Here is a 13,780-nt window from a genome sequence, read left to right on the forward strand (position 1 = left end):
CAAATAGGTTTGGGGAATCATCGGGACGGGGGTCCCGTCGCTCAGCCGCGCAGGAGGCTCACGTGGAGGTAGCAAGATGTCCGAGGTAGTGAAGGCCGCGATACTCCAGACCGCGTGGACCGGTGACAAGGAGTCGATGATCGAGCTCCACGAGAAGTACCTCGCCGAGGCCGCCGAAGCCGGCACCCAGGTGATGTGTTTCCAGGAGCTGTTCTACGGCCCCTACTTCTGTCAGGTGCAGGACGCGAAGTTCTACAGCTACGCCGAGGCGATCCCGGACGGACCGACCACCAAGCGGTTCCAGGAGCTCGCCGCCAAGTACGGCATCGTCCTCGTCCTTCCCATGTACGAAGAGGAACAGCCGGGCATCCTCTACAACACCGCGGCGGTGATCGACGCCGACGGCAGCTATCTGGGCAAGTACCGCAAGGTCCACATCCCGCAGGTCAACGGCTTCTGGGAGAAGTTCTACTTCCGGCCCGGAAACCTCGGCTACCCCGTGTTCGACACCGCGGTCGGCAAGGTCGCCGTCAACATCTGCTACGACCGCCACTTCCCCGAGGGCTGGCGGGCGCTCGGTCTCAACGGCGCCCAGATGGTGTTCAACCCGTCGGCCACCAGCCGAGGCCTGTCGGCGTATCTGTGGCAGCTCGAACAGACCGCCTCGGCCGCGGCCAACATGTACTTCGTCGGCGCCATCAACCGGGTCGGCGTGGAGGACCTGGGCGACAACGACTTCTACGGAACCTCCTACTTCGCCAACCCCCGCGGCCAGTTCGTGGGTGACGTCGCCTCCGACACCGCGGAGGAGTTGGTGATCCGCGACCTGGACCTCGGCCTCGTCAACGAGGTCCGCGATCAGTGGGCCTTCTACCGGGACCGCCGTCCCGACATGTACGGCAACCTCACCGAGGCATGACAACCAACGCCGAGCTGCACGAGCGCTACAAGGCGGTCCTTCCGTCCTACGTCAAGCCGCTCTACGCCGAGCCGATCTCCATCGACCGGGGCGAAGGCGGCTACGTGTGGGATCTCGAGGGCAACCGTTACCTCGACTTCTTCGGCGGCGTGCTCACCACGATGATCGGCCACAGCAACCCTGATGTGGTCGCCGCGGTACAGGCGCAGGCGGCGAAGGTGATGCACACCTCCACGCTGTATCTCAGCGAACCGATGATCGAGCTCGCCGAGGAGATCGCGGCGGTGTCGGGCATCCCCAACGCCCGGGTGTTCTTCACCACCTCGGGCAGCGAGGCGAACGACACCGCGATCCTGCTCGCCACCAGCCACCGCAAGTCCAACCAGGTGCTGGCGATGCGCAACAGCTACCACGGTCGGTCGTTCACGGCCCAGGCCATCACCTCCCACTCGTCGTGGTCGTCCACGAGCCTCTCGGGCCTGTCCGTCAACTTCGTCCAGGGCGGCTACCGGCTGCGCAGCCCGTTCCGTCACCTCGACGACGACGAATTCACCGAGGCGTGTGTCGACGACCTCCAGCAGGTGATCGACATGATGACGGCGGGCGACGTCGCCTGCCTGATCGCCGAGCCGATCCAGGGTGTCGGCGGGTTCGCCACGCCCCCCGACGGCTTCTTCGGCGCGTTGGGGAAGGTCCTCGCCAACCACGGCATCCTCTTCGTGGCCGACGAGGTCCAGACCGGGTGGGGGCGCACCGGCGAACACTTCTGGGGGTACGAAGCCCACGACATCGTCCCCGACATGCTCACGTTCGCGAAGGGCGTCGGCAACGGCATCACCCTCGCCGGCATCGTCGCCCGGGCCGAGATCATGGACTCGATCACCGCCCTCTCGTTCAGCACGTTCGGCGGGAACCCGCTGTCCGCGTCGGCCGGCCTGGCCACCCTGCGCCACGTGCGCGAGCACGACCTCCAGGGCAACGCCCTGCGGATGGGCGAGCGGCTGACCGCGGGCCTCGCCCCGGTCGTCGAGCGCACCCCCTGGATCGCCGAGCTACGGGGCAAGGGACTGATGCAGGCGATCGAGATCGTGCAGCCCGACACCATCGAGCCCGATTCCACCCGGGCGGGCGAGGTTCTCGAGGCGTGCAAGCGCCGGGGGCTGCTCGTGGGCAAAGGTGGGCTCTACAACAACGCAATCCGCATCACGCCGATGCTCGACGTGAGCGAAACGGAGATCGACGAAGGCATCGACGCGATCGTCGGCGCAATCGAGGAGGCATCATGAAGAAGCTCATCAAGAACGGCACCGTGATCACATCGACCGGCGCCGATCCCGCCGAGGTGCTGATCGACGGCGAGACCATCGTGGCCGTGCTCCAGCCCGGCTCCGAGGTCGCCGCGTCCGCCGAAGCGGGCGCCGACGAGATCATCGACGCGTCCGGGCTCTACGTGATCCCGGGCGGGGTCGACGGCCACACCCACATGGAGTTGCCCTTCGGCGGCACGGTCGCGTCCGACGACTTCGAGAACGGCACCCGCGCCGCGGCGTGGGGTGGCACCACCACCATCGTCGACTTCGCCGTGCAACGCGCCGGCGAGAGCGTGCGTGACTGTCTCGACCAGTGGTTCGCCAAGGCCGAGGGCAAGTGTGCGATCGACTACGGGTTCCACCAGATCATCGGCGGCGTCGACGACCAGTCGCTGAAGGACATGGACGCGCTCGTGGACGAGGGCATCACCAGCTTCAAGCTCTTCATGGCGTACCCGGGCGTGTTCCTGTCCGACGACGGCCAGATCCTGCGGGCGATGCAGCAGGCGGCCGGCAACGGGGCGCTGATCATGATGCACGCCGAGAACGGGCTCGCGATCGACGTGCTGGCCGAGCAGGCGGTCGAACGAGGCGAGACCGACCCGGTCAACCACGGGCTCGTGCGCCGGGCCGAGTTCGAGAGCGAGGCCACGCATCGGGCGATCCAGCTCGCCAAGGTCGGGGCCGCGCCCCTCTACATCGTCCACCTCTCCGCATCGCAGGCCCTCGAGCAGGTCGCGATCGCGCGCGACCGGGGCGCCAACGTGTTCGCCGAGACCTGCCCGCAGTACCTCTACCTCAACGTCGAGGACCACATGGACCGCGGCTTCGACGGCGCCGCCTACGTGTGTTCGACCCCCCTGCGCACCAAACACGAACATCACCACGAGGACCTCTGGAAGGGTCTGCGCACCAATGACCTCAGCGTCGTGGCCACCGATCACTGCCCGTTCTGCATGAAGGACCAGAAGGAACTGGGCCGTGACGACTTCCGGGCCATTCCGAACGGCATCGGCGGCGTCGAGCACCGCATGGACCTCATCTACCAGGGTGTGGTCAACGGCGAGATCACCCTGCCCCGCTGGGTCGAACTCTGCGCGACGACCCCGGCTCGCATGTTCGGCCTCTACCCGAAGAAGGGCACGATCCAGCCGGGCGCCGACGCCGACATCGTCCTCTACGACCCCAACCGCACCTGGACCATCAGCGAAGAGAACCACCACATGAACATGGACCACTCGGCCTGGGAGGGCTTCGAGATCAACGGCCACGTCCACACCGTGATGTCTCGCGGTCGCGTGATCATCGAGAACGACTCCTACACCGGTTCGACCGGCCACGGGCAGTACCTGCGCCGCGGTCTCTCCGACTACCTCATCTAAGGCACGCATGCAGCAGATCCAGCACCTCATCGACGGCGTTTCCGTCGCGGCCACCTCCGATCGAACCTCGCCGGTCTTCAACCCGGCGACGGGCGAACAGACCGGCGAGCTCGCCCTCGCATCGGTCGCCGACGTGGACGCGGCGGTCGCGAGCGCGAAGGCCGCATTCGCCACCTGGCAGAGCGTGAGCGTCGCCCGCCGGGCGAAGCTGATGTTCGCCTACCGCAACCTCGTGGTCGAGAACGCCGACGAGATCGCGGCCCGCCTCACCGCCGAGCACGGCAAGGTGCTGAGCGACGCCGGCGGGGAGGTCGCCCGGGCGATCGAGAACATCGAGTTCGCGTGTGGGCTGGCCGACCAGTTGAAGGGCAGCCACAGCGAACAGGCGTCGACCGGGGTCGACGTCTTCTCGGTCCGGCGCCCCCTGGGAGTCGTGGCCGGCATCACGCCGTTCAACTTCCCGGCCATGGTGCCGTTGTGGATGATCCCCAACGCGGTCGCCTGCGGCAACACCTTCGTCCTCAAGCCGTCGGAGAAGGATCCGTCGGCCCCACTGCTCATCGCCGAGCTGTTCCAGGAGGCCGGGTTCCCGCCGGGCGTGCTCAACGTCGTGCAGGGCGACAAGGTGGCCGTCGATCGACTCCTCGAACACCCCGACGTGAAGGCGGTGAGCTTCGTCGGCTCCACCCCGATCGCCCACTACGTCTACGAGACCGGCACCCATCACGGCAAGCGGGTGCAGGCGCTCGGCGGGGCCAAGAACCACATGGTCGTCCTCCCCGACGCCGACATCGACCTGGCCGCCGACTCGGCCGTGTCCGCCGCCTACGGATCGGCGGGCGAGCGCTGCATGGCGATCTCGGTCGCCGTCGCCGTGGGCGACGTCGCCGACCCGCTGGTCGATGCCATCAAGGTGCGCATGGAGAAGCTCGTGATCGGCCCCGGCACGGACCAGGGCTCGGAGATGGGTCCGCTCATCACCGAGGCGCACCGCGACAAGGTCGCGGGCTACATCGACGCCGGCGCCGACGCCGGGGCGACCGTGGTCGTCGACGGGCGCGAGGCCGAGTTCGACGGCGACGGTTACTTCCTCGGGGTCACGCTGCTCGACCATGTCACGCCGGACATGACCGTCTACACCGACGAGATCTTCGGCCCGGTCCTGTGTGTCGTGCGCGTCGACACCTACCAGGAGGGGGTCGACCTCATCTCCACGAACCCGTGGGGCAACGGTGCCGCGATCTTCACCCGCGACGGTGGCGCGGCCCGCCAGTTCCAGGAGGACGCCGACGCGGGCATGGTCGGCATCAACGTCCCGATCCCGGTGCCCGTGGGCTACCACTCCTTCGGCGGATGGAAGGACTCCGCCTTCGGGGACACCACCATCTACGGCCCCGAAGGCATCCACTTCTACACGCGGCCGAAGGTCGTCACGAGCCGGTGGCCCGACCCGGCCGGCAGTGCCGTCAACCTCGGCTTCCCCACCAACCAGTAGCCCGATACCCAGTAGCCCGATACGCAAGAGGAGCATCCATGGACTTCGGCGTCGTTCTCCAGACCGACCCTCCGGCGTGGCGGGTCGTCGATCTCGCCCGCAAGGCCGAGACACTCGGCTTCAGCCACGGCTGGACCTTCGACAGCCATGTGCTGTGGCAGGAGCCGTACGTCATCTACAGCCAGATGTTGTCCGCCACGAACCGGATGATCGTCGGCCCGATGGTCACCAACCCGGGCACCCGCAACTGGACGGTCACCGCCTCGCTCTACGCCACGCTCAACGACATGTTCGGCAATCGCACGATCTGCGGCATCGGCCGGGGCGACTCGGCCATGCGGGTGCTCGGCCACAGCCCCACCAAGCTCTCGACGCTGAGTGAATCGATGCATGTCATCAAGGAGCTCGCCGAGGGGCGCGAGGTCACCTACAACGGCACCCAGCAGCACTTCCCGTGGGCCGAGGAGTCGAAGCTCGACATCCTCATGGCCGGCTACGGACCGAAGGCGCTCGACCTGTGTGGCCGCGAGTCCGACGGGTTCATCCTCCAGCTGGCCGACCTGTCGCTGGCCGAATGGACCATCGGTGCCGTTCGCGCGGCCGCGGCCGATGCCGGCCGCGACCCCGACGATCTCTACATCTGTGTCGCCGCGCCGGCCTACGTCGGCACCGACATCGAACACCAGCGCGACCAGTGCCGCTGGTTCGGGGGGATGGTCGGGAATCATGTCGCCGACCTCGTCGAGCGCTATGGCGACAGTGGTGCCGTGCCCCAGGAGCTCACCGACTACATCAAGGGGCGCGAAGGCTACGACTACGCCGGCCACGGCAAGGCCGGGCACGACCACACGGACTTCGTCCCCGACGACATCGTCGACCGTTTCTGCATCCTCGGCGACGAGGACGCCCACATCGAGCGCCTCAAGGCCCTCGAGGCGCTCGGGGTCGACCAGTTCGCGATCTATCTGATGCACGACCAGAAGGACGAGACCCTGAACGCCTACGGCCAGCGCATCATCCCGGCGATCAGCACGCCGGGTTGAGGGAGTCTCAGACGCCGGTGCTCTGGCGCCGCCAGGGCATGGCCACCCATTCCAGCGCTGCCACCGCCGCGAACATCGCGATGCCCACTGCGCTGGCCCCGAGCACCGCGGCCCAGGCGATGTCGTAGCGGGACAGGCCCGCGCTCTGGGTGATCAGCTGGCCGAGCGACCCCTGGGTACCGCCGAAGTACTCCGCCACGATCGCCGAGATGATCGCCAGCGAGCTCGCCAGCCGCAGCGAGGACATGAGGAACGGAATCGCGTTCGGAATCCGGACGCGACGGATCACCGACCACTCGGAGGCCGCCTGACTCCGCATCAACTCGACGTGGATCGAGTCCACCTGCGTGAGACCCTTGGTCACGTTCACGAACACAGGGAAGAACACCACCACGATCACGACGAGTCGTCGCGAGAACGAGTTGGTCGAGCCGAACCAGATGTTGAAGACCGGTGCCAGCGAGACGATCGGGACCGCCGCCATGCCCGAAGCGATCGGGGTGACCACATCGCTGAACCAGTCCCATCGCGAAGACAGGAGGGCCGCGAGGATCGCGATGATCGAGCCGACGATGAGGCCATAGACGGCGTTGCCGCCGGTGATCTCCACGCCGTCCCAGATGCGTTGTGCGTTCTCGCCGACTGCGGTGTAGATCGAGGAGGGACTCGGGAGCAGGAACTGTTTGATGTCGAACGCCCGCACCATCCATTCCCAGAGCGAGAAGAACACCGCTCCGAAAACCACCGGGACCACGATCGTGGAGGTTCGGTCCGAGAATCGCGCGACGACGCTCACAACGGGACGTCCGATCGCTCGCGAGACCCGGGCACGAGCCGTTCGAGACCACCAACGGCCGAGGTGAACACGAGGCCGAGCACACCGGCGCCGATGATGGCGCAGTACATCTTGGGAGGGTCGGTCTGAGCCTGCTGGGCGTAGGCCAGGATCAAACGACCGACCCCACCGGGCAGGCCGATGGAGATCTCGCCCACGATCGAGCCGATGATGGAGGCGGCGGCGGCGAGCTTGAGTGCCGGGATGAGATAGGGCACGGCGCCCGGCAGGCGGACCTTGAGAAGGGTCTGGCGTCTGGTCGACGCGTACGACTCCATCAACTCGATGGAGTGGGCGGGGGGTGATTGCAGACCGCGCAGTCCGTTCACCGCCACCGGGAAGAACGTGAGATACGTCGCGATCAGTGACACCGACATCCACGGCTGCCAGTCGACCACTTCGATCCGGTTGCCCCACGTCACGATGACCGGGGCGAGGGCGAGAAGCGGGATGGTCTGCGAGACGATGATCCAGGGCAGGATCCCCCGCTCGAGCAGCTTCGAACGCAGCATGAGGATGGCCAACGCCATACCGATGACGGCACCCATGAGGAAGCCCGCGGCCGAGATCCGCATGGTGTACCACGAGCCCTGGATCACGGCCTCGAGCACGGTGGTGCTGCTTCGCCGCTGCTGTGGCTCGAAGAAGCGGCTGATGATGTCCGCCAACTCGGGCATCGTCACCTGGTTGGTCTTGACGGGAAGGTCACCGCCGAAGATCGGCCACTGATCGTCCGTCGCGAGACCCATCCGGCGGTAGCCCTCGTAGAGCGCACAGAGCGCCACGATGGCCACCGCCGGAGGAAGGACTCGCTTCAGTCCGTTCTTTGCCTTCTGCTTCACGAGTGTTCGAGCTCAGTCGGCATCGACGGACTCAGGCCTCGCTCACTCGCCGCCGGGTGTGGGTTCGACGTCGATACGGGTGTAGCTGTCGCCGGTCACGTCGAGACCGTCCGCCTTCAGCTCGTCGAGCGCCTCGTTGATCAGGTCGGACCGGGTGGCTTCCTCGTCCGGCTGACCGCTGAGGATCTCGAACTCGACGGCGACATCCACGGTCTGCTGGTAGAGGTCGGGATCGAGGACACCGACGCCGTCGGGGGACGGCCAGATGAGGCTGTTGACCTCGTTGATCATCCAGCGCTGATGGCCCTCACCCAGGATCGGGGCGTTGTCGAGCACGATCTCGACGCCGTCCTCGAGGTTGTCCCGGCAGTAGATCCAACCCTCCATCGACGCGGCGAGGAAGTCGACGGTCTGGGCCCGGAACTCCTCGTCGTCGAGCCGGTTCGTCTCGGCCCAGAGGGCGTCCTGCAGCATCGCCACACCGAGGTCGTTGTAGTCGATGACGTGGAGCTCCTCGGGCTGGATCAGCTCACCCGTGTCGGGGTTGACCGTTTCCAGCATCTGGGCGTACTCGTTGTAGATCGTCGCCTCGGCGGCGTCGATCTCGCGGTTGACGAGTGCGACCATGTCGAACTGCTGTTGCACGAGCTCGACATCGGTCGCAGGATCAAGGCCGGCCTGTCGGATCGCGGCCAGTACCTCGAACTCGTTGCCGAAGCCCCAGTTGCCGATCTTCTTGCCTTCCCAGTCGGCCACCGTCGTGATCCCCGAATCGGCCCAGGAGACCTGGCGGGTACCCGAACGCTGGAAGACCTGCGCGATCTGTGTGATCTCCGCGCCGGCCTCCCGGGAGGCGAGACCACGAACAGTGAACGAGACCGCATAGTCGGCGTCGCCATTGGCCACGACCGTCTGCGGGACGATGTCGACGCCACCTTCGATGATCGTCAGGTCGAGACCGCGATCGGCGTAGTAGCCCTGCTCGATACCGGCGTAGTAGCCGCAGAACTGGCCCTGGGTGAACCATTGCAGCTGCAGGGAGATCGGCGTGAGCTCGTCAGTGCTCCCCCCGTCGTCGCCCGTGCTGTCGTCGGAGTCGTCGTCGCCGCACGCAGCGGCGAAGAGGGCGAATCCGACGAAGAGCGCCAGAAGCAGGCGCCATCGTGGTCTACGTGACATTCTCATGTTTCCTCCAGGTGATGGGGTTCTCTCATGTCGAGGACTCCTCGACGAGACCTTGGTAGAGCGGCGGCCTGCGGTCACGAAGAAACGGAAGCCGCTGGCGACGCTCGGCGATGGCCGCAAGATCCACCCGTGCGAACACTACCTCCGCATCGTCCGTGCCTGCCTGAGATGAAATGTTTCCGTCAGGCTCATAGATCGCGCTCAGCCCGTAGTAGTCCTTGCTCGTTTCGCCCGCGCCCTCGAGCCCGACTCGATTCGCGCAGACGACGAACAGCGAGTTGAACACCGCGTGGGCGCGGAGCTCGAGCTGGAACACCTCCTTGGTCGGCGCGCTCGCGCACGCGACCGGAACGCACATCACGGATGCGCCACCGAGGGCAACCAGTCGTCCGAGTTCGGGGAAGTGGCGCTCGTAGCAGATGATGACCCCGGCCTTCGTCGGGCCGACGTCGACGACCGGTGGCGGGTCCTCACCGGGCCGGAAGTAGTACTTCTCGGGGAAGCCGTTGGAGAAGGGCAGGTGTGACTTGCGGTAGTGCACCGCCGCTTCGCCGTTCACGAAGATGCTTGCGGTGTTGTGGTGAACGCCGGGCGTCGGGCTGGCCTCGAAGACCGACGACACGATCGTGATCCCGTGGGCGGCCGACCGCTCGGCCACGAGGGTGTTCGACGGGCCGTCCAGGGCCTCGGCCCACTCGAAGTAGGTCGGATCGACCTCGGCGGCCACGAACGGCGCGGAGAATATCTCCGGGAGGACCACCAGCTCGGCGCCGAGTCCCGCGGCCTCGTCGATGAGCTCGGCGGTCTCACGGAGGTTCCGATCTCGATCGGCCGTCGGCCGGACCTGGATTGCGGCGACGCCGTACGGGGAGTCCATGCGCGCTCAGCCTCTCCCGGCCGCGGCGGCCAGAGCAAGAAGGGTCTGTTCCTTGTCGCCGTGCGTGGAGATGATGGGCAACTCGACGCCGGCCTCGTGGAACTCGCAGAGCTTGTCGTAGGCCTGGCCGGCCCGGCCGCACGCAGCGACCTCGTGGACCAGTGACGTCGGCACGAGGCGCATCGCCCGGCGGACGTCGTCGGGGGTCGCCGGCCAACCCGCAACCTCCTTGATGCGCTCGACCAGATCCGGGTCGACACCGCAGTGCTCCGCGATGTGGGGCTGTTGCATCAGGTACTGCGTGAGGAACGCCCGACAGGCATCGACCGCCTCGTCGGGATCGTCATCGTCGACGCTGCAAGCGATGATCTGCGTGACGTGAATCTGCTCGCGGCCGTCGATGCGCTTCGCGATGCCCTTGCCGATGGCGGCGAGAGCGCCCTCGAGATAGGAGACCGGCAGCAGGAAGTCGAGGTTCACGCCATCGCTGATCTCACCGGCCAGCTGGAGCATCTTCGGTCCGACCGAGCCGAAGTAGATCGGCACGTCGATCGCCTTGTTCTCGTGGTACATGCTGTCGAACCGCACGCCGTCCATGTGCACGAAGTCGCCGGAGAACTCGACGAGCTCGTTGCGGAAGAAGGCCTGGAGCACGCCGACGTACTCCCGCATCGCCGTGACCGGCCGTTCGACCGGGGTTCCCACCTTCGACGCGATCGGTTCCCACCAGGCGCCGATCCCGAGGATCGCCCGACCCGGCGCGATCTCATCGAGCGTCTTGAATGTGACCGCCATCAACGCGGCGTTGCGGCTCTTGTTGTTGACCACTCCGGTGGCCACACCGACCCGTTGTGTCCGCGCTGCGATGACCGCCGCCGGGACGATGCCATCGCGGGCCAATCGGCCCTCGGCGACCCAGACCGACTCGAAGCCGTGGGTGTCGGCGAACTCTGCCTGCCACCAGGTCTGGTCGAGCGTCAGCCGTTCGCCGAGGTGCACGCCGAGCGGGATCTCGGTCATGAAGATCTCCGTGTCGGTTCGATCGGCCGTCGGCGCGCCAAATAGCGACCGCGACCGCGTGCTGCGCTGATCTCGCCGTGGTCCACGACCACCTCGCCACGCGACAGCACGTGGGTCGGGCCGCCGACGATCTCGGTCCCCTCGTAGAGGTTGTAGTCCGTGCGCATGTGTTGCTCGGCGGCACGAACGGTTCGCCGCACCTCCGGGTCCCACACCACGAGATCAGCGTCGGACCCCGGGGCGATCGTGCCCTTCTGTGGATAGAGCCCGAAGAGTTTTGCCGGCCTGGTGGAGACCAGATCGACGAAGCGACTCACATCGAAGCGGCCCTGGCGAACGCCGGCCTGCCAGATCAACGACAGGCGATCCTCGATCCCGGGGACGCCGTTGGGCACGTCGGGGAAATACCCGAGACCCCGCCCCTTCTGGGGCGGCAGATCGTCCGGCTGCCCCATGCAGAACGCTGCGTGGTCGGTGCCGATCGTCGACAATGCGTCGCTCACGAGCGCATCCCACAGGCTCTCCTGATTGGCGCGTTCGCGGATCGGCGGCGAGCAGAGGTACTTCGCCGCCTCGTGACCGAGACCCTCGTAGTCCTCGTAGGCCGCCAGCAGGTACTGAGGACAGGTCTCACCATGGACCGGGACCGCTCGGGCCCTCGCCAGCTGGATCTCGGCGGCGGCGTAGCGGCTCGACACGTGGACGACGAAGAGCGCGCTGCCCACCGACTCGGCAATGGCGATCGCTCGATGCACGGCCTCGTGCTCGGAGGTGTGGGTGTGCGCCGCGAGATGATGGTGTTCCTCGACCATGCCGGCCTCGATGAGCCGGTCGGTCGCGTCCTGCACCAGGTGGCCGTTCTCGGCATGCACCATGGGCAGGACACCCTCCTCGGCCGCGGCGCGGAAACCGGCGATCAGGGTGGCATCGTCGACCATCATCCCGTGGTAGGCCATGAAGAACTTCCAGCTGGTGGCGCCCTCGGCCGCGAGCTGGCGGAGCTCGGAGATCGAGTCGACCTCCAGCGCGTTGCTCGGGACCATCGGGTGCAGCCCGTAGTCGACGACGACCTTCGCGTCCGCAACGGCTCGACGGGCCTGGAAGGCGTCGTAGATCGACTCCTCCGGACGGGACTTGACGAAATCCACGATCGTCGTGGTCCCCCCGGCGGCTGCTGCGATCGTGCCGGTGTGGAAGTCATCCGAGCTCACGGTGCTGAACGCGAGAGCCGGATTCTCGAGATGGGTGTGGGTGTCGATGCCTCCAGGCAGCACGTAGCACCCACGTGCGTCGATCTCGCGGTCGGCCGTAGCGGTCCCGGGATCGACGAGGCCGACGATCTTCTCGCCGTCGATCACGACGTCGGCCGCGAAAACGCCGCTCACGGACACGACGTCGCCGCCCCGGACGATGAGGGCGGCCATCAGTCGAGCTCCTCGTCGACGAGGCCGAGCAATTCATCGAGGATGTCCAGACCGAGTTCGAGATCCTCGTGACTCGTCACGAGGGGCGGTGCCAGCCGGATGATGTTGTTGTAGCTCGCGAGGAACAGCCCGCGGTCCTTGGCACCGCGCATGATCCTGGCCATTGGGGCTGCCGCGTCCCCAGTGGCCTTGAAGGGCACGAGCGGCTCTCTCGTGTCTCGATCCCGCACCAACTCGACGCCGTGGAAGAGACCCATGCCGCGCACGTCGCCGATGCAACGGCGCCGTGCGGCCATCTCCTCGAGCCGGGCGGACACGAGTGCGCCCGCCGCAACGGTACGGGCGAGGATGTCCTCGTCCTGGAAGACCTTGATCGACTCGACCCCGACCGCACAGGCGAGCGGATGCCCCGCGTAGGTCTGTCCGATCGAGAAGCGATTGTCCTCCAACCACTCCCGTATCGGCGCGCTGACGATCATCGCGCCGAGGGGCACGTAGCCCGAGTTGATGCCCTTCGCCACGACGAGGATGTCGGGCACCACGTCGTAGTTGTCGCACGCGAACCAGGTGCCAGTGCGCCCGAAGCCGACCATGACCTCATCGAGGATCAACATGATCCCGTGACGGTCGCAGACCTCGCGGATCGCGGCGAGATATCCGTCGGGCGGATAGATGATGCCGTTGGTCCCGGTGACGGTCTCGAGCACGATTGCCGCGACCGACGCAGGGTTCTCGTACATCAGGATCTCTTCGAGGTGCGGGGCGCCGGTGCAGACGGGACACGGATCGGGGTGCCCGGCCGGGCACCGGTAGGTGTAGGGATCGAGGATACGGACCACACCCGGGACGCCGGGTTCGGCGTCCCACCGGCGGGGATCGCCGCCGACGGTGATGGTGCCCATCGTCGCACCGTGGTACGAGCGGTTGCGGGCGATGACCTTCGTCCGTCCCGTCACATGCCGGGCCAGCTTGATCGCGCTTTCGACGGCGGCCGCACCGCCCGTGGTGAAGTAGGAGGCGGTGAGGTCGCCCGGGGTGATCTCCGCCAACTGGCTCGCCAGCTCGCTGCGGGCATCGTTGGCCATGTTGGGGGCGACGTAGCAGAGCGTGTCGGCCTGCCGCTTGATCGCCTCGACGAGCCGTGGATGCTGATGCCCGAGGTTCATGTTGACGAGCTGCGACTGGAAGTCGAGGAACCGACGACCGTCGTGGGTCCAGAACCAGGCACCCTCCCCGCCCGACACGAGAAGTGGATCGACGGCGGACTGGGTCGACCACGAGGTCAGGACGAGATCGCGATCCCGCTGCAGGGCCACGAGGGCGTCGCCCGGCTCGGGAGTCCCGTCGGATGGGTCCATGGGTTGCGCTGTCCCTTCACCGGCGACCGACCGGCTACACTGGTTCACTGTATGAACCGATGGTCCACAAAAACCGTAGCACAGCGCGAC

General features: G+C 66.7%; 12 protein-coding genes. 5 read left to right on the top strand and 7 right to left on the bottom strand.

The features are described 5' to 3' along the window. Positions 1-76 precede the first annotated feature (76 nt). From R8F63_14000 to R8F63_14020, 5 genes are read left to right on the top strand one after another with little or no spacing between them, the layout of a single operon-like run. Complete coding sequence (locus R8F63_14000; GenBank protein MDW3219722.1) at positions 77-919, top strand: nitrilase-related carbon-nitrogen hydrolase; 843 nt, start codon at positions 77-79, stop codon at positions 917-919. Beyond that, on the top strand, positions 916-2,205 hold the full coding sequence (locus tag R8F63_14005; GenBank protein MDW3219723.1) for an aspartate aminotransferase family protein: 1,290 nt from the start codon (positions 916-918) through the stop codon (positions 2,203-2,205). Before R8F63_14000 ends, R8F63_14005 begins: the two co-directional genes overlap by 4 nt. Further along, complete coding sequence (gene hydA, locus R8F63_14010) at positions 2,202-3,611, top strand: dihydropyrimidinase (protein MDW3219724.1); 1,410 nt, start codon at positions 2,202-2,204, stop codon at positions 3,609-3,611. The genes R8F63_14005 and hydA (R8F63_14010) overlap by 4 nt, the downstream gene beginning before the upstream one ends. Positions 3,612-3,618: 7 nt before the next feature. Further along, the gene (locus R8F63_14015) at positions 3,619-5,106 is read left to right on the top strand and encodes a CoA-acylating methylmalonate-semialdehyde dehydrogenase (protein ID MDW3219725.1); all 1,488 of its coding nucleotides are present in this window, start codon (positions 3,619-3,621) and stop codon (positions 5,104-5,106) included. 38 nt (positions 5,107-5,144) lie between these two features. Continuing rightward, positions 5,145-6,149 (top strand): TIGR03842 family LLM class F420-dependent oxidoreductase, encoded by a 1,005-nt coding sequence (locus tag R8F63_14020; protein MDW3219726.1) that lies wholly within the window; start codon positions 5,145-5,147, stop codon positions 6,147-6,149. Between the two features lie 7 nt (positions 6,150-6,156). Here the strand turns inward: R8F63_14020 and R8F63_14025 are convergent, their stop codons facing one another. Genes R8F63_14025 through R8F63_14055 form a run of 7 tightly spaced genes read right to left on the bottom strand, consistent with a single transcriptional unit; the run spans position 6,157 to position 13,690 of the window. Continuing rightward, the gene (locus R8F63_14025; GenBank protein ID MDW3219727.1) at positions 6,157-6,894 is read right to left on the bottom strand and encodes an ABC transporter permease subunit; all 738 of its coding nucleotides are present in this window, start codon (positions 6,892-6,894) and stop codon (positions 6,157-6,159) included. A 47-nt stretch (positions 6,895-6,941) separates the two neighbouring features. Next, positions 6,942-7,826 (bottom strand): ABC transporter permease subunit, encoded by an 885-nt coding sequence (locus tag R8F63_14030; protein ID MDW3219728.1) that lies wholly within the window; start codon positions 7,824-7,826, stop codon positions 6,942-6,944. A gap of 42 nt (positions 7,827-7,868) precedes the next feature. Continuing rightward, positions 7,869-9,005 carry an ABC transporter substrate-binding protein gene (locus tag R8F63_14035; protein ID MDW3219729.1) on the bottom strand — a complete coding sequence of 379 codons (1,137 nt, stop codon included), beginning with the start codon at positions 9,003-9,005 and terminating at the stop codon, positions 7,869-7,871. 31 nt (positions 9,006-9,036) lie between these two features. Continuing rightward, entirely contained in the window at positions 9,037-9,888 is an 852-nt protein-coding gene (locus R8F63_14040; protein ID MDW3219730.1) for a nitrilase-related carbon-nitrogen hydrolase, read from the bottom strand. 6 nt (positions 9,889-9,894) lie between these two features. After that, positions 9,895-10,908: an LLM class flavin-dependent oxidoreductase gene (locus tag R8F63_14045; GenBank protein ID MDW3219731.1), complete on the bottom strand. Its 1,014-nt coding sequence runs from the start codon at positions 10,906-10,908 to the stop codon at positions 9,895-9,897. Then, the gene (hydA, locus tag R8F63_14050) at positions 10,905-12,332 is read right to left on the bottom strand and encodes a dihydropyrimidinase (protein ID MDW3219732.1); all 1,428 of its coding nucleotides are present in this window, start codon (positions 12,330-12,332) and stop codon (positions 10,905-10,907) included. Before hydA (R8F63_14050) ends, R8F63_14045 begins: the two co-directional genes overlap by 4 nt. Next, positions 12,332-13,690 (bottom strand): aminotransferase class III-fold pyridoxal phosphate-dependent enzyme, encoded by a 1,359-nt coding sequence (locus tag R8F63_14055; protein MDW3219733.1) that lies wholly within the window; start codon positions 13,688-13,690, stop codon positions 12,332-12,334. The genes hydA (R8F63_14050) and R8F63_14055 overlap by 1 nt, the downstream gene beginning before the upstream one ends. Positions 13,691-13,780 lie beyond the last annotated feature (90 nt).

The sequence above is a fragment of the Acidimicrobiales bacterium genome (assembly GCA_033344915.1).
Taxonomy (GTDB): Bacteria; Actinomycetota; Acidimicrobiia; order Acidimicrobiales; family Aldehydirespiratoraceae; genus JAJRXC01.

Excerpts from the sequence above, each read along its gene's own strand:
- R8F63_14000 (MDW3219722.1), top strand. The coding sequence starts at position 77 with ATGTCCGAGGTAGTGAAGGCCGCGATACTCCAGACCGCGTGGACCGGT.
- R8F63_14005 (MDW3219723.1), top strand. The coding sequence starts at position 916 with ATGACAACCAACGCCGAGCTGCACGAGCGCTACAAGGCGGTCCTTCCG.
- hydA (MDW3219724.1), top strand. The coding sequence starts at position 2,202 with ATGAAGAAGCTCATCAAGAACGGCACCGTGATCACATCGACCGGCGCC.
- R8F63_14015 (MDW3219725.1), top strand. The coding sequence starts at position 3,619 with ATGCAGCAGATCCAGCACCTCATCGACGGCGTTTCCGTCGCGGCCACC.
- R8F63_14020 (MDW3219726.1), top strand. The coding sequence starts at position 5,145 with ATGGACTTCGGCGTCGTTCTCCAGACCGACCCTCCGGCGTGGCGGGTC.
- R8F63_14035 (MDW3219729.1), bottom strand. The coding sequence starts at position 9,005 with ATGTCACGTAGACCACGATGGCGCCTGCTTCTGGCGCTCTTCGTCGGA.
- R8F63_14040 (MDW3219730.1), bottom strand. The coding sequence starts at position 9,888 with ATGGACTCCCCGTACGGCGTCGCCGCAATCCAGGTCCGGCCGACGGCC.
- R8F63_14045 (MDW3219731.1), bottom strand. The coding sequence starts at position 10,908 with ATGACCGAGATCCCGCTCGGCGTGCACCTCGGCGAACGGCTGACGCTC.
- hydA (MDW3219732.1), bottom strand. The coding sequence starts at position 12,332 with ATGGCCGCCCTCATCGTCCGGGGCGGCGACGTCGTGTCCGTGAGCGGC.
- R8F63_14055 (MDW3219733.1), bottom strand. The coding sequence starts at position 13,690 with ATGGACCCATCCGACGGGACTCCCGAGCCGGGCGACGCCCTCGTGGCC.